This window comes from Vibrio sp. BS-M-Sm-2 (assembly GCF_041504345.1).
GTDB lineage: Bacteria > Pseudomonadota > Gammaproteobacteria > Enterobacterales > Vibrionaceae > Vibrio > Vibrio satsumensis.
This window is the reverse complement of sequence record NZ_CP167895.1, coordinates 1,521,331-1,542,241: the sequence shown is the minus strand read 5'-3', so window position 1 is coordinate 1,542,241 and position 20,911 is coordinate 1,521,331. Positions and strand designations below refer to the sequence as shown.

Here is a 20,911-nt window from a genome sequence, read left to right as displayed (position 1 = left end):
TTAAATCTTAAAAACGGTTTAACGGTAAAGAGGGAAGCGTTTGCAAAGCTCTTTAACTTGCTTGCGAACACGTTGCTCAACTTCAGCGTTGCCTTCAGGGCTTTCAACTAAGCCGTCAAGAACATCGCCGATCCATTCACCGATAAGTTTGAATTCTTCAGTGCCAAAACCACGACTGGTTCCAGCTGGCGTACCCAAGCGGATACCAGAAGTAATCATAGGCTTCTCTGTATCGAATGGTATGCCATTTTTGTTACATGTGATCCCTGCACGCTCTAATGCTTCTTCAGTTACGTTACCTTTCAAGCCTTTAGGGCGAAGGTCAACCAGCATTAGGTGCGTGTCTGTTCCGCCAGTCACAATGTCACAACCGCGAGTTTGCAACACTTCAGCAAGAACTTTTGCGTTGTCGATCACTGAATCAATATAAGTATTAAATTCTGGGCCAAGTGCTTCGCCAAACGCCACTGCTTTAGCCGCGATAACGTGCATTAGTGGGCCGCCTTGTAGGCCAGGGAACACTGCAGAGTTGATCTTTTTGTTGATGTCTTCGTGGTTAGTCAGAATCATACCGCCGCGTGGGCCACGAAGTGTTTTGTGCGTTGTTGTTGTAACAACGTGTGCATGTGGTAGTGGGCTAGGGTGAGCACCTGTCGCGATAAGACCCGCGATGTGTGCCATATCAACCATTAGGATTGCGCCAACTTCGTCAGCGATTTCACGGAACTTAGCGAAATCAATAACGCGTGGGATAGCACTACCACCAGCAATAATCATTTTAGGTTGGCTTTCGATAGCTAAAGCGCGGACTGCTTCGTAATCGATTTCAAGAGTGTCGCGGTCTACGCCGTATTGAACCGCGTTGAACCATTTACCAGACATTGCAGGACGTGCACCGTGTGTAAGGTGACCACCAGCATCTAGGGACATACCAAGAATAGTGTCGCCAGGTTGAAGTAGGGCAAGTTTCACTGCGCCGTTGGCTTGAGCGCCAGAGTGTGGCTGTACGTTTACGTATTCGCATTTGAACAGCTGTTTAGCGCGTTCAATCGCGATAGCTTCTACTGTATCTACATGTTCACAACCACCGTAGTAACGGCGGCCTGGGTAGCCTTCAGCGTATTTGTTTGTTAGGCAAGTGCCTTGAGCTTGCATTACTGCTTTAGAAACGATGTTCTCAGAAGCAATAAGTTCGATTTGTTCATTTTGACGAGTATTCTCTGCTTGGATGCCAGCAAATACTGCATCGTCAGTACCAGATAGGTTCGTAGTGAAAAAACTGTCTAAGCTATGGTTTTGGTAAGCGTTCATTGTCGAGACCTTTCATTAAGCTAATGGTGATTGTTTTTATAGTCCATTAGGTCTTACGTTGATTTCTGCATCGGTATCGTTTGCGCCATATAGGTACAGACAAACGGTAATTGCGTTTTAAATGTACTCTTACAGCGTCTAAGCGATCGTTGTAGGGTCAATGCAGCACGAATTGGTTCCCAAAAGTTCGGGTAAAAAACAGCTCTCACAAATGTTAAAACTATCATTTGGTACAAGCTGAAGTAGCATCTCTTCATCTAACAAGTCGATAACATAGCTCCGATAAAATCAATTTTCAACAAAAATTTCCAATAGGAAACAACTTTTCTCGTTTTGCTACAGGGAGCACGCTTTATTTCTGTGTGTGCTCTTTAATCAACAAAGCGCTTCATGCAACAATGAAATGAATAGACAGGAAGTAAGAAAATAATGAGGGACCTATGTCAGAAGACATTTATGATGAGTACCCATCTTTAACGTTGGCGAAAGAAACGTTAGACCAGAATATAGAACCACTCAGGCTTGGGCAGCGTATTAAAGATATCCGTGGCAAGCTTGGGATCACGCTAGAAGAAGCAAGCCAAAGAACGGGCTTGGCGCGTTCTACGCTCAGCAAAATCGAGAATGAACAAATCTCGCCAACCTTTCAGGCTATGCAAAAATTAGCGATGGGTTTGCAAATTGATATGCCGCAACTCTTTGAGCCGCCAAGGAAAAAAGTTGCAACAGGACGTCGTGACTTAACTAAAGCAGGTCAGGGGAAACCTCACCCGACACCGACTTATGAGCATGAACTGCTTGCGACAGAGCTCTCTAACAAGAAGATGATGCCATTCAAAAGCCGCGTAAGAGCGCGTACTTTCGAAGAATATAATGATTGGGTTCGTCACGATGGTGAAGAGTTCTTAATGATTATCTCCGGTGATGTGATGTTCTACTCAGAATTCTACGAACCTGTGCCTATGAGCGAAGGCGACAGCATGTATTACGATGCCAATATGGGCCACATGCTGATTTCTACTAGTGCAGAAGATGCGCTGATTTTGTGGGTGACTGCAAAATAAGTTAACAAAGTTAGAATTTCTTATAGTGAATGCAAACGTTTGCCTTTGTTTCTAACGTTTGCCAAATGACGCGATATTGATGTGAAAATCATCAATGTCGCGTTTTTGTATGGATCGAATAATTGTTTTTAAATTGTTAAATGTCACATTTTGAGCTGTTTTAATCTTGTTAAGGGTGTAAAACTGACTCAGGCTTGTTTACTATAGTGAGCACGGTTTACTCATGTTGATTGAAGTTTACTGAAGTGAATTCTTAGAAAGTGAGTTGTAGAGCTTTTGTACAGCTATCTATTTTTATAACGCTAACTATATAAGCCTATATAAAAGACATCACTTTTTACTATCTACTGTTTCTAATGCTGAGACCTAGCGTTAGAAGCGACTCTAAATAGAGATATAAGCGGCAGATTCGATTTGGAAAGCCTGCAACGCTTCATGGAGAATAAAATGACTCAAGAACACGCTAATCAAGACCTATTAACAACACCACTGCACGCACTTCACGTTGAAGAAGGTGCAAAGATGGTTCCTTTCGCTGGCTACGACATGCCAGTTCAGTACCCACTAGGTGTAAAGAAAGAGCACTTACACACTCGTGATGCTGCCGGTCTTTTTGATGTTTCTCACATGGGGCAACTTCGTCTACATGGTGCAAATGCAGCTGCTGTCCTAGAATCTTTGGTTCCTGTAGATATTATCGACCTTCCTTCTGGTAAGCAGCGTTACGCGTTCTTTACTAATGAGCAGGGCGGCATCATGGATGACCTGATGGTTGCTAACCTTGGCGATCACCTGTTTGTTGTTGTGAACGCAGCTTGTAAGACACAAGATATCGATCACCTAACGGCACATCTTCCTGCAGATGTAGAAATGGAAGTGATTGATGACCGCGCTCTACTCGCACTTCAAGGGCCTAAAGCATCTGAAGTTCTAGCTCGTTTCCAACCAAGCGTTGCTGACATGCTGTTCATGGACGTCCAAAAAGTGGATATCGACGGCGTTGAATGCATCGTGAGCCGCAGTGGTTACACGGGTGAAGATGGCTACGAGATCTCAGTACCGAACGATCACGCTGAAGCACTAGCACGTAAACTAACTGCAGAAGCTGAAGTAGAGTGGATTGGTCTTGGTGCTCGTGATTCACTTCGTCTTGAGTGTGGTCTATGTCTATACGGTCACGACCTAGACACAACGACAACACCAGTAGAAGCTAGCCTTCTATGGGGCATTCAAAAAGTGCGTCGTACTGACGGTGAACGTGCAGGCGGTTTCCCTGGCGCTGATATCATCCTTGAGCAAATCGCAACGAAAGATGTTCAACGTAAACGTGTTGGTCTTGTTGGTCAAACTAAAGCACCAGTACGTGAAGGTGCTGAATTGTTCGATGCTGAAGACAACAAGATTGGTGTTGTAACGAGCGGTACTGCGGGTCCTAACGCCGGCAAGCCTGTTTCTATGGCGTACGTTCGTACAGACTTAGCAGCAATTGGCACTGAAGTCTTCGCTGACGTTCGTGGCAAGAAGCTACCAATGACGGTAGAAAAAATGCCATTCGTACCTCAACGTTACTACCGTGGCTAATCTCTTTTAAGATAAACCACTAAGCTAACTGAAAGCCTATCGTTCACTTCTCTGTATTGAGATGTCAAACGTTAGGCTTTTTTGTTGTTGGAATAGTATAACCTTCTGTATTACAACTCAGTTCGGTTACTCAAAATTAGTTTATAAAATGAGAGATGTGGCCATATCGTTACAAATACTTACTATACTGTTGGTTGTGACGTGTTATGGTGGCAATTCATCATTTCTGTAAATAAGTAGTAGGGGTTACAAGGAGTTATCTATGAATGTTAACCATAAATTGAGTCCGGTTCGTAAGGCCGTTGTTGGACTTTTAGCGCCATTGATTTACACATCAAGTGTTATGGCAACGGAAAACTCGGTCGAAAGTACTCCTGACGCGAGCGTAACACCTTATATCGTGAATGGTAGTGACGCTTCAGTGACTGAATTTCCTTCAATGGCGAGCTTGTTCATTGATCGTATTGATTACGATGGTGTTTACTCTACAGGCCCTTATTGTGGCGCGACAATTTTAAACCCGACTCATATTCTGACGGCAGCACACTGTATTTACGGCAATGAAGAAGGGCAGCTATTTACTACTGTGGTTCCACAGCTCGAAGATACGTCTCAATTTCCTAATGGTAATGTTCAAAAATCGCGTGTATCCGAAGTTTACTATCGCAGCGACTACTCAAATGCGTTGAGTGATCTACTACGTAACGATGTGGCTGTCCTAAAGCTTGAAAGTGCACTTAATATTGATTCAGTGAACGATGTTGTTAAGCGCCCAAGCTCCGACGGTTACCGTAGTTCTTTGGAGATGTTTACCGCTGTTGGTCATGGCGATACACGTTCAGGGTATGACGCTACTACCTTATTGCAAAAAGCATCTCTTAATTACGTAGACAACGCGACTTGTGCAAATGCCTTTATTGATGGTTCGGTATTAACGGATAATCAAATTTGTTTTAATGGTGACTACAGCGTATTTACTGGTCTTTATAATGGTACTTGTCAAGGTGACTCTGGTGGTCCAGTCTATTGGAAAGATGGTGCTGACTATCGACAGGTTGGTATCACGAGCTTTGGCCCGGACACATGTGGTGGTAATTCTGCGGTGACCTCTGTATTTACAGAAATCTATGATTATAGAGATTGGATCGATAGCGTTATTGCAGGGAATGAAACCGCTAAGTTTGTTTCTACTGATGCTAAGCGAACAGCTTATGTGAATGCACGTACATCATCTGGCTCTGGTAGCAGCGGGGGGAGTGTGTCGTTTGGCTTACTAGGCGCATTGATGTTACTAGGTGGGTTTAGAAGAGCTACCTCTCGTTAGATAGATTCCTCATGTTAGTTAAACAAACAGCCAGTCATTCAATAATGATTGGCTGTTTTGTTTTGGTCTGTTTGTTTAAGCCGTTGAGAGTTTTGCGCTACTCGTTGATACTAATTGATTAGACGCATAATTCAGTAGATGCTTTTCTACTGTATCTTTCGATAATCTCATCCATCTCTTTTATCGCATCATTGATGCTTTTGATACCACCTTGCGCGACACCTTTTTCGCTTGGGTTCAATGCAGAAAAAGCCCGTTTTAATTCCTTATCTTCCAACATGTTCCCGTGCAACAACACTTCTTTGTAGGTGAGTAGCCTATGCTGTACCGCGATAATTTGACTGCGGGTATTCTCTGATTCTAAAGCGTGCTTTATGCAAGGAAATGCCAATGTATAACGATTCGCAATTTCCAATTTGACGTCTTTGTTATTCGCAATTTGCAATTTTTATTATTTCCCAATACTTGAGTAATCAAGTTTGCTAGCCTGTACGTTCACGACCGCTCTAAGTGTCAAAGTTTATGAAACGTAACGTTTTTTAATGATCGAATAATATGCCTTTAATGGCGTATGTAAACCGTTGCGAGTCAATATGGTCTGCTTCTTGCTGAAATTAGGTCATAACTGTCTATTGAGGATAAGCTTATGTCACAAGAACCCATAATAATGGCGCTGATTGATCGCAGAAAGCAAGCCAATTTGTCGCAAGAAAAATTAGCCTCAAGTGCGGGAATGAGTTTAAAAACCTATCAAAGGATTGAACGTGGTGAAGCTGACATCAAAATGTCTCAGTATCGTTCTATCACCAGAACCTTAAAAGTGACGGATTTGGATGTCGTGCTTGATATTGTTGGCGCATCACAAGCTACAGCAGAAGATGTTGCAGCGGTCAGTCGTTTACTGACCAGCGAAGAGAGAATGTTGTTGATCAAACTGATTTTGTCGGTCAAAAAACAGCCGTAGCGATTTGGTCTAATAGGTATCGTTTTTGCTCAAGCAAATAGAGTTCGAACGGTTGTTTGGTAGGTGGTGTGTTCACTGATGACATGAAACTATTATTCTACTCTTCCGCGCAGTTGCTTGGTGGTACTTCTTTGCTTTTTACCTTCTAAACGTCTTTTCTGAGAGCCACGCGTCGGCTTAGTTGCTCGTCTTACTTTTTGAACCTTTGTCGCTTCCAGGATCAGTTCTTTCAAACGCACCAAAGCATCATCACGGTTTTGTTCTTGAGTTCTATACTGCTGCGCCTTAATGATAATCACACCATCTTTAGTAATGCGGCTATCTTTGTGTGCGAGGAGCTTTTCTTTATAGAAATCAGGTAGGGTGGAGTGCTTGATGTCAAAACGTAAATGTATCGCGCTCGATACTTTATTGACGTTTTGGCCGCCGGCTCCTTGTGCTCTGATCGCAGTTAGCTGAAGTTCCCAGTCTTGAATCGAAACAGAGTTAGATATTTGTAACATAAACATCCATTTTGAACGGTAATATGGGGTCATGATACTGAATATTGGTTATGGTATCAGTAATTTTCTTAAAGAGTGGTAGTAGTGATGAAAATAGATTTAACGGCGTATGAAGGATTAATCTTTGATATGGACGGTACGTTGATCGATACAATGCCAGCACATGTCAAAGCATGGCAGCAGACGGCAGAAGAGTTCGGCTTTCACTTCGAAGCATCTTGGCTGCACAGCTTAGGTGGAATGCCGAGTTATAAGATAGCCGATGAGGTGAACAGTAAATACGGCTTATCGCTCGATCCACAAGCTGTTTCAGCGTTTAAGATGGCATCATTTGCCGCTATTGAAGATAAAGGCGATATCATCCCGTGTACTCATTCTCTACTGTTAGAAAATCTAGGAAGTAAGAAGATAGCTGTCGGGACAGGCAGTCAGCGTATAAGTGCAGAACAGCTATTAGATAAAACGGATATCTTGAGCAAGCTGGATATCTTAGTGACAGCAACAGATGTGAAGAATCATAAGCCAAATCCAGATACCTTCTTGGACGCTTGTTTCGGTATGGGATTACAACCCAAGCAATGTGTTGTATTTGAAGATACCAATCTTGGTAAGCAAGCCGCTCATGCCGCGAACATGGATTGTGTTCTTATAGTTGAGGGGAACAAGTTAGAATTTTATCCAGCTCCAAGCTGATCGGTTGCCTAGCAAGGAGATGCCATTGTCTTTTGCTAGGCGATTTCGCTCATTTCTTTGTCTAGAAATAAACACACTTTGTTTCGACCTGCCGCTTTAGCTTCGTATAACGCTAAATCGGCGCACTTGTAATTAAGTGCTGGATCATTTGTTACGTTAGTAATCCCACCGCTCACGGTGACCACGTTGTCGAGTTCAAGGCTGACAGCGACTCTCAGCCTATTTAGAACGTATTCTGCTTCTTCAGTTGTTGTGTGAGGTAGAATTACGCCAAACTCTTCGCCACCAATGCGAGCGACGAAATCAGTTTCACGGCATTCACGTTGAAGTACTTGAGCAACTGTTTGAATGACTCGATCACCATAATCATGCCCAAACCTGTCGTTTATGCGTTTGAAGTAGTCAATATCCAAGATGGCTAAACAAGATTGTTCGCGAGTAGGGTAACGATTAACACGAGAACACTCATCTCGAAGTTCAAGGTCAAACTTTCGTCTGTTCCAACACCCAGCTAATGCATCTTTCTCACTTAGGTTTCTAAGTTTGTTTTCAAGTTCTTTGTGTTTACTGATGTCGACAAATGACGCGACATAAAACTGAATTACACCTTTAGAGTCTTTAATGGTTTGGATGCGCAGTATTTCAGTGATCAAAGACCCGTCTTTGCGGCGGTTGACCACTTCACCTTCCCAAACTCCGGTCTTAGTGATAATGCTCCACATTTTGATGTAGAAGTCTTGATTGTAGCGGCCGGAGGCAAACATAGATGGTTGTCGGCCTTTTACATCTTCTAACTCATACCCACTAACACGAGTGAACTCTTGGTTTACTTTGATGATTCGGTTGTTTCTGTCTGTAATGACTAAAGCAGACATACCATTCATGGCGGCCTTTGCGAGTTGGCTATCTATGCTGTTTTTTTTATGGTTTCTGTTCCACAGAACAAAGCCTGCGGAGATCATCGAAATGAGGAAAGATAAGGTGATGATCTGAACGAAAATCGCTTGTTTTTCTTGTCGGTATTGGCTGTTAAATTGCTGGTTTTCAATATGAAGAACCATGTAAATAGGGCCTTCAAACTGCTTTATCTTAGGGCTGATGTCGGAGTGAAAATACCAATTCTTACCATCAAAATAGCTCGATGATGAATTGCCTTGAATATCTTTCCACAGAGCAGGGTATAGCTTTGCGTATGTTTTGTCGGCGCGCGACTCAATCACATGGCCAAATGATTCAGTCGGATCTGGCCCCATAATGATATGGCCGGTTTTGTTGAGAATGACTGGGACGGCTGCTGATGTGCCAATCTGGTAATGTAATCGCTTATAAATCTCAAGCATGTTCAGGTTCGCAATGAAGTAACCAACAATACTGTCGCCTTCAGCTACGGGGGTCATAATTCGAAGTGCAGGAATCAAAGGGCGGGCAATTTTGCCGTTTTCGATTTCAAGATCAATACCTTTAGAGCTGACATCTCCAATCTTTAATTTTTTTAGTGCCTGATAATAATCACGCGAAGATTTATTTTGCAGTTCGTTATCCGGAACTACCGTGGCTTGGCCGTCTTTGTAGTTAACACGGTAGACTTCGTTACCATCTAGATCTAGGTAGCGTAGCTGAGAATAGTATTTTTGGCCACGCGCTAACATGACCCAAAGATCTTGTAGTGTTTCTTTGTGGATGAGTGACGGATTTTGAACTGCACGAAGTAACGTTTGAGAGTCTGCAATAGAAGGGACAGAGTTAGAAATTTGCTCCACGATAACGGCGAGTTCATGAAAGCTGTATTCAATCTGATTTTGGCTCGATTGCTTGATATTTAGCGTATGCTGAGCTTCAACTCTGTCAAATTCAGAATTGATATACAGGGCAGGGACTAATCCTAGAGCGAATATGGTGCATAGAAATTGGCTGACTAGTTTTTTTATACTCGTATTCATCACTGTCCTTAAAGAATCAGCGCAATACTATATATTTTATAGGGTTTTTAATGTGATCTTGCCCCAGAACTTAAGATAAGATGCGCATATAACTACGATTTTAGTGCAACTTTTTGCACTAAAGCTTGATTGTTGAGCAATCACTTCGTATTAAAATCATTGCTCAATTGATCGATACAGTCTGTAATCAGAGCCAGTTAATCGCGATTTTTCGCAGTTTATCTAGCTAAGGGCATCTAGCTCAGGCCGATAATATTTCCATTACTATCAATATCTAATGACATGAAAGCCGGTTTGTCGGGTAGGCCAGGCATGGTCATTACATTTCCGCACAGCGCGTAAATAAAGCCGGCCCCCGCACACAGTTTTAGCTCTCTAACGGGTACGTTAAACTGAGTTGGTGCACCTTTTATATGTGCTTCTGTAGAGATCGATAGAGGCGTTTTTGCCAAACAAACTGAGAGGTCGCTATAGCCGTGTTGATTAAACTCAGCCAGTTGTTTTTTCGCCAGTGGTGATAGCGAGATACTTGCTGCGCCATAACCGACTTCAGCGACAGCCATCAGTTTTTCTTCTATGCTTTGCTCCGAGTTGTATAAAGGCTTAAATTCACTCTCACTTTGGCATGCTTTTACCACGGCATGCGCCAACTGAGTCGCGCCTTCGCCGCCTTGACCAAATGCTTCACTCACTTCAACGCTAACGTTTGAATCAAAGTCAGTGATCATCTGTTTCAATGCTTCTAGTTCTTGAGCTGAATCTTGCGGGAATCGGTTAATCGCAATAACTGTCGGTACTCGGTATTGCTTTACGTTATTGATATGCCATTTCAGGTTCTCAAAACCCGCAATAAGCGCGTCTTGGTCATCACTAAAGATTGAATCTGGTAACGGAGTACCCGGTTTCAAATCGTATAAACCAGAATTGGCTTTTAATCCACGCAATGTTGCGACAACGACAGCACAATCAGGCTTCTTGTTGGATGCTTTTACTTTGATGTTGCACGCTTTCTCAAAACCCATGTCTGAGCCGAAACCACCTTCAGTTACAACAAAGTCACTCAGCTTTAATGCTATCTTGTCGGCAATAATGGAAGAATTACCGTGGGCGATGTTTGCGAAAGGCCCTGCATGTATGAGGGTCGGTACGCCTTCTAGGGTTTGCATCAATGTAGGCTCGATAGAGTCCTTCATTGTCACTGTCATTGCGCCCGCTACGTTGAAATCATCTGCGGTCAATGGCAAGCCTTGTTTATTGTAAGCAAGTACCACTCGTCCGATACGCTTTCTTAAATCTTGAAGATTATCAGCTAGAGCAAGAATAGCCATCAGCTCTGAAGCGGCTGAGATATCAAATCCATCTTCTCGCTCAAAGCCATTAATTGTTTTGTTTGCTTCGTTCTTGCCAACCGTGATCATGCGCAATGCGCGATCATTATGATCGAGCACACGCCGCCAAACGATTCTACTTGGGTCGATATCTAGTGCTTTTAAGCCCGAGCGCACTTCAAAGGCTTCTAACCCTTCACGCTGTTCATGATACAAACGCGCATCAATGGCGGCAGAAGCGAGGTTGTGAGCGGCCGTCACAGCATGAATGTCACCCGTCAGATGTAGATTTAATTGCTCCATAGGGGCGACTTGAGAGTAACCACCACCCGCAGCGCCACCTTTTACACCAAATACCGGGCCCATTGAAGGTTGGCGAATGCAGGCCATGGAAGATTGGTTAATCTTTGCGAGGCCTTGTGCTAATCCAATAGTGGTGACGGTTTTGCCTTCACCAAGAGGCGTTGGTGTGATAGCCGTTACCACGACCAATTTACCATCTTGTTGGTTGACGAGGCGTTCAAGTGATGTGAGAGACACTTTAGACTTGTATTGCCCTAATGGCTGATGTTCGTTGTGGTGCAGGCCTGCTTGCTTGGCAACCTCACTGATGTTTTTAAGGGGAGTAGAGCGACAAATATCAATATCAGACAGCATATTTGATCCTTATATCAGAACCGAAAGGTGGTACGTAAACGTTTGCGTGGCGATGGTACTGTATAAATTTGCCAAGTAAAGGCAAACCACACGAATTATGTGCTGGAAGATGACAGATCTCAAGAGTCATTGCGCGAGATCAAATCTTAAACGAGCAAAATATTCGAACAGATTACCCTCAGCTGCAGTTATATTAGTGTCGAATACAAAAAGGGCTGCATATGGCAGCCCTTTAGGAAAAGGTAATCTAGTTAGGCGCTAACCTCAATCAGTCAGCAATCCAATATGGTCGATTAACGATCCCAATATGTTTCTTCTAAGCTATCTTCGCGTTCAGGTAGTGCGCGAGAAAGGCGAGGAGAGTGCTGAGTCAATACTTCGTAGCTTACACGGTTTGCGTACTTACAAATTTGAGACAGTGAAGAGTAAGTTAGACAAGCGTGCTCGTGTTTCTCAGAGTTTGGTACATTCACGTGGTGGTAGCTGTTTGCTGCCATGTCGTGTAACAGTGCTGAAAGTGCACCATCACCAGCACCATTTGTGTTCTTAATTTCAAGTGGGCCACCAAGGTAAGGGCCAATATGAGAATACACTTTTACTGGGTCTTTGCAGTCTTGCTTACGCATAGCGCGGCTAAATTCGTATTTATTGAATTCAGGGATATTACCCGGTAACAATGGCAGTGTGGTTTCGCGTTTCGCTGGCTCGTCAGTGTAACCTGCCATGTATAGGCCAATAGGACCTGCAGTACATAGAACTAGGTCAACCCACTCAAGTGCTTTGTTAGCAGCTAGCAGAGGATCTTTTTCGCCTGTTAGCGCTTCACCTTCGTCTTCGTTCATCGCGACGATGGTTACGTTTTCTTTCAGGTATTCTTGCCACCATTCAGCGTTACCTTCGATCACATATTTAGTACCAAGCGTAAGTACAACAGGCACATTGTGTGCTTTCGCATATTCAATCGCTTTTTGTACCGCTTTTGGCATCGGATCTTCAGGTTTGCCACGCATTAAGTATGACGACACAACCAATGCAGAAGCTTTCTCGAACACTTTTTCAGGAATGCTTTCTGGAAGTAGTTGGTTCATGTGGCCTTCATTGATTGCAAACGTACGTTCGCCATCTTCAGAAATCAGCGTGTAGCAGCGACCAATTGGACCATCAACAGTTTGAAGGTGGTTTAGATTCATACGAGAAGAAGTGCGGCACAGATAACGGTAGCCGAATGAGCCAACTTCAATCTTCTTAGACATAACGCCAAGCAGTACAGATTTGCTGTCTGCAAGTACAGAATAGTTGTGCAGTGTGTTGCCGATAGTATCGCCAGGGTATTGATGCGTGATCAAACCGCGCGCAACTAACTCTTCATACAGCGCATCTGCTTTACTTTCTTCCAATACCAGTGAGTGACCTTTACTCAGCTCGTATTTTTCTAGGAACTCGTTGTCAACACGGGCCTCGATATCAACAATCGTTTGGCCAACACCGACAATCGTTGCGCGGTGAAGCTTAGGTGTTTGTTGAATTTGGTTGACCAACGGATCACGTGCGTGAGTTGGAAAGTAGTGCTTAGATTTACGCTGTCCAGGAAACTTCATATGAAAAATACAGTGAAAAAATTTTGCCGCATGATATCACATTTTGTTTCTGTTTCTTTCATTTTTATTACATTTTGAATCACCTGCACAATGAGTGTACAGGTGAATAGTCTTACTTTGGCTTGAGGCTATTCAGCGGGAACAAGCGTTGCTGGATCTACGTAAGCCTCTGTACCCCAAAGCGGAACAGTTGAAAGGCTATGTTTGAAACTGCCTTCCGTTTCTTTGGTGGTGTAAGACAAGTAAAGCAGTGACTGATTCTCTGCATCGTAGATACGACGGACCTTCATTGTTTTAAAGAAGATACTTTTTGACTGCTTGAATACCACTTCGCCTGATTTGCTCTTGTCTATTTGAGCTATCATTTCTGGTGTGATTTCACCTGTTTGGCGACAAGAGATAGAGCTATCGCTTGGATCAGAGAGACTTAGGTTTGCTTCGATTGATGCGATATGACAGGTAACACCTGCGATCTTATCGTCATCTAATGAAGACATCTTGATATCCTTCATGGTGAAGAAACCCAGTGAGACGTCGCCAACCTCATTGTCTGAACAGCCAGCTAACATTGTGATGATACCTGCTGCTATTAAGGCTTTTTTCATAAGAAGTCCTTTTTATTTATATAGTTCTGTTTACTATAAGGATATTGAAAGCTTGAGTACGAGTGTAGAGCTTTTCGTTAAGTTCTTAAAGGGTGTTGTTGGATGATGAAAAAGATGAGGCATTTAAAGTACTTGTTGGCCTTGGTCATGCTCTGTATGCTTTCTGCTTGTAGCTCGGCACCTCAGCCGACCCTATGTCTTCCAAATAGCTGCGATATTTGGGGATACTAACCGTAGGTACTAAAAGAATGAATAACGAAATACCTGAAATAGCACATAAGAAAAATCAATGGCTGTTTAGTCAGCTCGACATTGCTTACCCCGCAAAAGAAAGCCTCCTAGGCCGTGAACTTTATCAAAGCAAACTCCCATCCAAGTCATACCAACTCCTAGCTCAAGATCAAACGCCTTCCCAAATAGATGAACTGCATAAAGTCGATTTCCATAAACTGACCGTTCTGTTCTCGCTTAACCAAGCCAGTGTGTACCAAGATGAAGCCGAAAGGGCGCACATGCTTGAGTTCTTGAGCCAAATTATGCTGTCTGATGAGCATGTTTTATATATTGGTACTCAAAGTGGTGAAGTGGTGGCGAGTGCAATTGTCACAGCAGTGGAAGGTTCGCTGTTGATATCGGACGTGGTTGCTGGGAGTGGTCAAAGTATCAACGACTTTGCTAAGCAGTTACACGATTTTTGGGTACAAGATCATGCTTCTTGCGATAAAGTGTGGATCGAGAACTAAAGATTCTTTGAGAAAGCGTTAATCTAAGTACAATACCCCATCTTATTTAAAGGGTATTGTATGTACAAGCTATTGATATCAATCGCTGTATTGTGTATTAGCGCTTATTCTTCACTCAGTTTTGCTAACGACTGGGATATCAAACGCATCCTAGTTTTACACTCATACGAACCTTCTTACCAATGGACCGCTGATTTCCAAAAAGGGATAGACAGTGCGTTCAGCCAATCTCAAACCGAAGTTAAACTCTCGATCGAGTATTTGGATTCAAAGCGTATCCATAGCCCTGACTACTACGGCTCTCTCTCGAACTATTTGAAAGTCAAATATGCTGGTTACGAATTTGACGGTGTAATTGCTACTGACGATAACGCAGCCAATTTCCTTGAATCATTAAGCACTTTAATTGATCGTTCGACACCAGTGGTGGCCGTTGGGATTAATGACACCAGTACAGATATGTATGCAGTATCTGACAGAGCAACTGTGCTTTACGAGAACGATCAGATAGATGTAAATATCCAGCTGATTTCTAAACTAAGACCTAATCTAAAGAATCTCTATTTCATAAATGATTACAGTGTCACTTCTGAGCTGATCCGCAAAGAAATGAATATCAGGATGGCCAAATTCCCAAATATTAATTTGGTAGAAATACGCGATCTATCACTCGAGCATACAAGCCAATTTTTGAAAGGAATTTCTGCGGACGACGCAGTTTTACTTAGTCACTACAACACCGAGTTGAAACAAGGTATCTATCACACTTATCAAGAAATTGCGGACACTTTGTCTACGGCAAGTGCAGCTCCTGTGTTTGCTTTGTGGCAGTTCTACATTTCAGGTGATGTACTCGGTGGGTATGTTAACCATTCACAAAGTATGGGTGAAGAGGCTGTCGATGCACTCGATAAGTACCTTCCTCTTGGTTTTACGACACCGTTGACCCCCGGAGACAATAAACGTTTTGTATTTAATTACCTTGCAATGAAACGACACGGGATTAGCACAAACGCTTTGCCAGATGAGGCTGTATTTATTAACGAGCCTTCATCTTTCATTCGCAAAAATTTTCAGTTGTTATTGGGTTTATCGCTGGTGATTGCGGGTTTGAGCCTGATTATTTTGATGCAATTTGTCACCTTGCGCCAAAAGAAAGAACTCGCGAAAAAGAACAAACGAATTTTAAAACTTCAGAAACAAACGCTAAATATTCAGAAAGATATGATTCACGTTTTAGGGGAGGCGATTGAAACTCGCTCCGGTGAAACCGGTAATCACGTTAAGCGTGTTGCTAAACTATCGGCATTGCTTGCTAAGCAACGTGGCTTAAGCCATCGTGAGGTCGAAATGATTGAGATCATTAGCCCGATGCACGATGTGGGTAAGATTTCAGTCCCAGAATCAATTTTGGATAAACCAGGTAAGTTAACCGATCAAGAGTGGGAAGTAATGAAACTTCATACTACTGCAGGTTATAACTTATTAAAGAGCGGATCTGGCGATATTACTAATTTGGCTGCAATTATTGCTAACGAACACCATGAGCGCTGGGACGGTACTGGATATCCTAGTGGTAAGGTGGGGGAAGACATTCATTTGTTTGCTCGTATCACGGCAGTTGCGGATGTGTTTGATGCGCTACTTAGTACTCGTTGTTACAAAGAGCCGTGGCCATTAGAGATGGTTGTCGATTTGTTCGAGCGAGAAAGTGGCTATCAATTTGATCCTCAGCTTACTAAGCTTTTATTGAACCACTTACCAGAGTATGTTGCTATCCGTGATTCGTATCCAGACACAGGTAGTATTGAGCTGGTTCCTATGCCCGTGACCGAAACTAAAGTTTCGAAAGAGTCGACTATTATTTAACGGTCTTTTTCTCATTTATCTTCGTTCCATGCTTAGTCATCTTGATATAAATAGGTGATTGAGCGGGTTCTTATATCTCTAGTTCATCTGCCTGTTATCCTTCGTACCATTCTCTATCGTAAATTTATATTTTCAACTGCAGTTGGGCTAACTTTGTATACCTATCAAGGCTTGACTTTGTAGAAACCTTGTCAATTTGGTGAAAACTGTTGCTTATGCTGAGTCATAAAGTGATCAACTGCATATTTCGCGAAGTGAAATAAGCTTGTGTCGGTAAAGTGTTACCTTAATCATCTCGACATTTCACATAACCCTATAGGATAAGGCATTGAATTCAATGTGAGTGAGAGAGCTATGCGGTTAGAACAGACTAAATGTGTAATTTTCGATTGTGACGGGACACTCATCGATAGCGAAAAGCTATGTTGCCAAGCCTTGGTGAATGTATTCTCTGGCTTTGGGGCGAAGTTAAACGTTATTGATTGCTATGCCCACTTTCAAGGTGGAAAATTGGCTGACATCTTGATGGATACACAAGAACGTTTAGGGTTATCTATCTCGATTGATACACTTGAACCACTTTATCGCACTGAATTAGAAGCACTGTTCCAACGTCATTTAAAGCCGATGGATGGTGCTATTGAGCTTATTGAATTTCTAAAGAGACAAGACATTGAGTTTTGTATCGCTTCTAATGCACCGAAATCTCGAGTGGAATCTTCTTTAGCAATGACCGGAATGCTCGACGACTTTAAAGGCAAAGTGTTTTCTGCTTTCGATGCTAATAGTTGGAAACCAGAGCCTGATCTTATTATGTACACCGCAATGAATATGGGCTTTCTACCTAATGAGTGCATCTATGTAGATGATACTTTGAAAGGAATTGAGGCGGGTGTTCGTGCGGGTATTCAATCGTTTCGATTACGTCCAAGTATCGATGAAGCAGTCGTAGATCCCGAAGCCGGCTCAACAGAGCTAGCAGTTCAGGATATCTACAGTTTGGAAGAGATTTCGGTTTGGATTAATGGCAAGCACTGCTCAAGTGGTGGTATATCGAATTCTGCAGCTTTGGTGGGGTAGAGCCTAGTGAAAGGCTGATTACCTTACTAAATTGTTTTGTGTGGAAACCACAAGATGCGCAAGTGAACTTTTCTCCACTTTCTGAAAGCAGATATTCGTCGTGTTGGCATAAAGGGCATGTAATATCGTCGGTGTTTGGTGCTTCTGTTTTATTCATTATGTGTCACCTGCAGCAAGAGGGTAAGCGAAAAAGACCCGTTCAATTAGATTACCCCTAAGCTCGAATATTAGACAGTTCTGACACCTCATAATCTCCCCTTTGCGACAAACTTCATGGTAATGATAATAGAATAGTTAAATATTATACGGTTTGCTATACTGGTATGGAGTACCATAACTTTGGACCGTCCCGTGAAATCTATTTCTCTTTTATTTATTGTCTTTGCCCTAACGGGATGTAAGCAACAAACTGCTATATCGGATTTTGACGCAACTAACCCCATTCGTAGCGTCAAATACATAACCACTGTCTTTCAATCACATACGCAAACTCGTGAGCTTAGCGGCATAGTGCGCAGTGCACAAACGTCTCTTTTGAGCTTTCAAGTAGGGGGAACGGTCCGTGAGCTTACTGTTTCTAAGGGGCAACGTGTTGAAAAAGGGCAAGTGCTTGCTCGACTTGAAACAAAACTTGGTTATCATTGGTGAGACTTATGGGTGTCTTCTTGACTTGCGTGAATATCGTGCATATAAGCGCCGGGCTTTAACCGCTATAAAAAGCATTGGTTTTCTAAGCATTACTTGAAGTAGTAAGAGTGGGAGTTCACCCGTCGTTAGATGCTTTAAATTCTGTATCACTTTCGGCAAGGGCATTATACCGCTCTTTTATTGCCGCTCAGCCGTTATGTGTTGCATGAGCTTTTTCAGCCACCCGCGTAAGATTCTTATTTAGCCATTACATATTCGATTGTAATGGCTATTTGTTTACTACTGAACTTTGAAGTTCGATAGTTAGTCCTACCATTCAGACAAAGAAGCTTGAAAGACCATACACTCGTTAGCGAGCGAATCGGCATTGAAAGAGCATAATATCTCTTTGGTAGAAAATGGAATGTTGCAAGCGATATAGAGTAGTCCCGCGTACAATGTTGCTACCAGGCACATCGAAACAACGCCAAAAAACGTATCAGCAAGAGGATCTTTTTTAACTTCTTTACGGCCAATACCGAAAAATGCGACAAACATGAGTAGCAATAGCACCGCGCAAAATATGCCAAGAACAGTGAACGCTTGCTCATTCAAGCTCGTATAAATCATGTATGACCCGCCCCCAAAATATCCAAGTATCAAGCCGAAATATTGAATAGGTTTTCCACGATTGGGCGACTTTTCCATGCCAGTAGACACAAATATAAATTTGACAGCAAAAAGAGCCACGGCAATGTAATTTAGGGTCATCGACCACAATGCTAGCCAATTGGGTTTCACTGTTAGAAAATCAATCGAATGACCACTCATAATAACAATTGAAGCAAGGACAGCTGCAATGGCTGTTGCGAAAACAAGGTCATATAGCTTGATCGCTAGTGCAATGGTTGAATCCTTCATTGTGAACAGGACAAATAAGATCCCATACATAATGGCCCCAAATAAAAGAGGTGCGTCAACATGAAACATGGACTCCATGAGTGAGGACATCTTAATACTGCCAACTACTGAGTATTCTTTAGCAATGTTGAAGTACTTCAGTAGCCAGATAATGGCACCAATGGCGAGTCCGAAACTGATAAGGATGCCAGCGCCGAAAATGCCTTTTTTAAATCGAGATTTGATATCTTTCCAAAATGCCTTCATGTCAAAGGTTGAAACTTTAGCCGCCTTCTTTTGCTTTGCTTCTTTTTCTTTTTCTGCTCTTAGCGCAGGGTTGCCAGTGATGTTGTTTGTCATTCTCGTTTGTAGTGGTTGTCATCTGTAGAACGTATGTTACAGGATCACTTTGGTTTGCGCAGCATTTGCTTGTGGTATTTTATGAATGTCGCGTTAGTGTATTTACATTGTTCAAAGAAAAAGGACTCAATAGAGTCCTTTTTATGCTTACAACTTGATTCCGTTTTCGGCTGCTCGTTGTCTTTCGGGTAAATAAAACCAGCTGCAGCCTTCTTTTAACGAAGTTAAGTGCGGTATCGCGCCAACGTTTGAGACAGAGAAACCGATGCCTCTGTTAGCCTAGATACACCATTTGACGAGTTTTGAGCCACTTCTTTAATCACATCAGATTGACTGCGAATATCGTTAAGTTCTGCTGCAATGGTATTGGCTACGTTGCTTTGCTCGTCTGCCGAAGTTGCGATTTGAATACTCATATCCATCAGCGCTTGAGCTGAATCTGCAATAGAGTTTACATCGTGACCAATGTCTGAAATCAGCTGGCTACTGGTTTGCGCTTGATCAACCGTTTGTTCGGTGATCTTCGCGATATTTTGGCTCTCTTGTTGTAAGCGCTCAATCATCGCTTGGATCTCTACCGTTGCTGACTGAGTGCGACTTGCCAGTGTTCTTACTTCATCAGCAACGACAGCGAAACCACGTCCTTGTTCGCCTGCACTGAGCCGCTTCAATCGCGGCATTCAGAGCAAGTAAGTTAGTTTGCTCTGAAATAGCGTTGATCGTCGTGATGACTTCGTTAATTTGGCTTGTGTTTACATTCAAGCTCGTAACAGAAGAAGAGGTTTGCTCAATTAAAGCAGAAAGAGTCGTGATCTCTGAAATTGCTTGTTGAACCTTTGCGTGGCTATCGTTGATCTGCTGTGCGTCTTGTTCAGTTTGCTCTGTTGAGCGTGCAGAAATGTTAGATACTTCATTCGCTGAAGCCGTCATCTGATCCATTGCAGTAGCAACAGAATCTAAAGATGCGTTCTGGCTCATGATTTGAGTCTCACTGCGCTTCATCTCTGTTTCGAAAGAAGCTGACGTTTCACTTAGGGTTGCTGCACTGTGGTTTACGTTGTTGACTAACTCACTAAGGGTGTCCATTGAGCGGTCAAGAGCACAACCAATCGTTCCAAACTCGTCTCGGCCAGGGTGGAAGCCAAGGCGTGATGTTAAGTCACCATCACCAATCTTTTGTGTCGTTGAATAAAGAACCCAAAGTGCGCCGCCTAGGAAAGTCGCTACCCAGTAACAAAAAAGACCAAAAGGCACACACCATAAAAAACTGAGTAATAAAGAGTAAAGTGCTTGCTGCTTTTGATTCTGTATATCTTTAGTTGAAACGGTAAGTGAGTAGTAGTTACCATCCTGTGCAAGTGCTGTTGCAGTCACCGAACCATTGTTTGAAAGAGAGGTTTTTTGAGGGCTGCTTTGTTGACTAACAGAGCGAAGAGAACCGGGGGAGTCTGACGCTAATAAAATGCCTTGCAGTTGATGTTCAACCTGCTGTTTAGCACTAGTATCGATTTGTTTGATTGTGTTGACGTAGTTGAGGCCAGCAAGACTTGCCACTGCGGCGACAAAGATTAAGAAAATGACCCAAAACTTGTCGTTAATAGACATTTTAATAAACAGTTTGTCTATTGTTCGAAATTGTACTTCTTTCATAAAAACTCCACGGTAAATCCTTTACCGTGGACTCTAAATAACCGACCCTAATAAAAATGTGATATCAATCGACTAATTGTGAAAATTAATGATACCAACATATCGTTTATGAGA

The 20,911-nt window shown here is 42.7% G+C and carries 17 protein-coding genes and 1 pseudogene; 9 read left to right on the top strand and 9 right to left on the bottom strand.

Annotation, left to right across the window (positions count from 1 at the left end):
• Nucleotides 1-18: 18 nt before the first annotated feature.
• Nucleotides 19-1,311, bottom strand: coding sequence for a serine hydroxymethyltransferase (locus tag AB8613_RS22800; RefSeq protein ID WP_054546921.1), 1,293 nt, complete (start codon nt 1,309-1,311; stop codon nt 19-21).
• Nucleotides 1,312-1,751: 440 nt separating this feature from the next.
• Between AB8613_RS22800 and AB8613_RS22795 the strand changes: the two genes are divergently transcribed.
• The 3 genes from AB8613_RS22795 (at nt 1,752) to AB8613_RS22785 (ending at nt 5,280) form a co-directional block, all read left to right on the top strand.
• Entirely contained in the window at nt 1,752-2,375 is a 624-nt protein-coding gene (locus AB8613_RS22795; RefSeq protein WP_017105927.1) for a helix-turn-helix domain-containing protein, read from the top strand.
• Between the two features lie 447 nt (nt 2,376-2,822).
• Nucleotides 2,823-3,956 carry a glycine cleavage system aminomethyltransferase GcvT gene (gcvT, locus tag AB8613_RS22790; RefSeq protein WP_029225803.1) on the top strand — a complete coding sequence of 378 codons (1,134 nt, stop codon included), beginning with the start codon at nt 2,823-2,825 and terminating at the stop codon, nt 3,954-3,956.
• Between the two features lie 262 nt (nt 3,957-4,218).
• On the top strand, nt 4,219-5,280 hold the full coding sequence (locus tag AB8613_RS22785; RefSeq protein WP_372385099.1) for a trypsin-like serine protease: 1,062 nt from the start codon (nt 4,219-4,221) through the stop codon (nt 5,278-5,280).
• A 118-nt stretch (nt 5,281-5,398) separates the two neighbouring features.
• Here the strand turns inward: AB8613_RS22785 and AB8613_RS22780 are convergent, their stop codons facing one another.
• A complete protein-coding gene (locus AB8613_RS22780) occupies nt 5,399-5,725 on the bottom strand; it encodes a hypothetical protein (protein ID WP_146491629.1) in 327 nt (108 codons plus the stop codon).
• A gap of 201 nt (nt 5,726-5,926) precedes the next feature.
• Here AB8613_RS22780 and AB8613_RS22775 point away from each other — a divergent pair, with 201 nt between their 5' ends.
• Entirely contained in the window at nt 5,927-6,244 is a 318-nt protein-coding gene (locus tag AB8613_RS22775) for a helix-turn-helix transcriptional regulator (protein ID WP_285954521.1), read from the top strand.
• A 92-nt stretch (nt 6,245-6,336) separates the two neighbouring features.
• On the opposite strand, the gene arfB is transcribed toward AB8613_RS22775, so the two are convergent.
• The gene (arfB, locus tag AB8613_RS22770) at nt 6,337-6,747 is read right to left on the bottom strand and encodes an alternative ribosome rescue aminoacyl-tRNA hydrolase ArfB (RefSeq protein WP_004730912.1); all 411 of its coding nucleotides are present in this window, start codon (nt 6,745-6,747) and stop codon (nt 6,337-6,339) included.
• Nucleotides 6,748-6,834: 87 nt separating this feature from the next.
• On the opposite strand from arfB, the gene AB8613_RS22765 reads away from it, so the two are divergent.
• Nucleotides 6,835-7,440: a beta-phosphoglucomutase family hydrolase gene (locus tag AB8613_RS22765; RefSeq protein ID WP_372385819.1), complete on the top strand. Its 606-nt coding sequence runs from the start codon at nt 6,835-6,837 to the stop codon at nt 7,438-7,440.
• A gap of 35 nt (nt 7,441-7,475) precedes the next feature.
• Here AB8613_RS22765 and AB8613_RS22760 read toward each other — a convergent pair whose 3' ends face one another.
• The 4 genes from AB8613_RS22760 to AB8613_RS22745 form a co-directional block, all read right to left on the bottom strand.
• Nucleotides 7,476-9,380 carry a diguanylate cyclase gene (locus AB8613_RS22760; RefSeq protein ID WP_372385098.1) on the bottom strand — a complete coding sequence of 635 codons (1,905 nt, stop codon included), beginning with the start codon at nt 9,378-9,380 and terminating at the stop codon, nt 7,476-7,478.
• Nucleotides 9,381-9,616: 236 nt separating this feature from the next.
• A complete protein-coding gene (locus AB8613_RS22755) occupies nt 9,617-11,365 on the bottom strand; it encodes a formate--tetrahydrofolate ligase (RefSeq protein ID WP_372385097.1) in 1,749 nt (582 codons plus the stop codon).
• A gap of 293 nt (nt 11,366-11,658) precedes the next feature.
• Entirely contained in the window at nt 11,659-12,963 is a 1,305-nt protein-coding gene (locus AB8613_RS22750) for an inosine/guanosine kinase (protein ID WP_146491626.1), read from the bottom strand.
• A gap of 128 nt (nt 12,964-13,091) precedes the next feature.
• Nucleotides 13,092-13,568, bottom strand: coding sequence for a CreA family protein (locus AB8613_RS22745; protein WP_146491625.1), 477 nt, complete (start codon nt 13,566-13,568; stop codon nt 13,092-13,094).
• A 248-nt stretch (nt 13,569-13,816) separates the two neighbouring features.
• On the opposite strand from AB8613_RS22745, the gene AB8613_RS22740 reads away from it, so the two are divergent.
• The 4 genes from AB8613_RS22740 (at nt 13,817) to AB8613_RS22725 (ending at nt 17,908) form a co-directional block, all read left to right on the top strand.
• The gene (locus AB8613_RS22740) at nt 13,817-14,311 is read left to right on the top strand and encodes a hypothetical protein (protein WP_372385096.1); all 495 of its coding nucleotides are present in this window, start codon (nt 13,817-13,819) and stop codon (nt 14,309-14,311) included.
• 60 nt (nt 14,312-14,371) lie between these two features.
• The gene (locus AB8613_RS22735; RefSeq protein ID WP_372385095.1) at nt 14,372-16,180 is read left to right on the top strand and encodes an HD domain-containing phosphohydrolase; all 1,809 of its coding nucleotides are present in this window, start codon (nt 14,372-14,374) and stop codon (nt 16,178-16,180) included.
• 354 nt (nt 16,181-16,534) lie between these two features.
• Nucleotides 16,535-17,260, top strand: coding sequence for an HAD-IA family hydrolase (locus AB8613_RS22730; protein ID WP_146491622.1), 726 nt, complete (start codon nt 16,535-16,537; stop codon nt 17,258-17,260).
• A 351-nt stretch (nt 17,261-17,611) separates the two neighbouring features.
• A complete protein-coding gene (locus AB8613_RS22725) occupies nt 17,612-17,908 on the top strand; it encodes a biotin/lipoyl-binding protein (RefSeq protein ID WP_372385094.1) in 297 nt (98 codons plus the stop codon).
• A 309-nt stretch (nt 17,909-18,217) separates the two neighbouring features.
• On the opposite strand, the gene AB8613_RS22720 is transcribed toward AB8613_RS22725, so the two are convergent.
• A complete protein-coding gene (locus tag AB8613_RS22720) occupies nt 18,218-19,147 on the bottom strand; it encodes a hypothetical protein (RefSeq protein WP_372385093.1) in 930 nt (309 codons plus the stop codon).
• 224 nt (nt 19,148-19,371) lie between these two features.
• Nucleotides 19,372-20,797: pseudogene (locus AB8613_RS22715) on the bottom strand (methyl-accepting chemotaxis protein).
• Between the last annotated feature and the right edge of the window lie 114 nt (nt 20,798-20,911).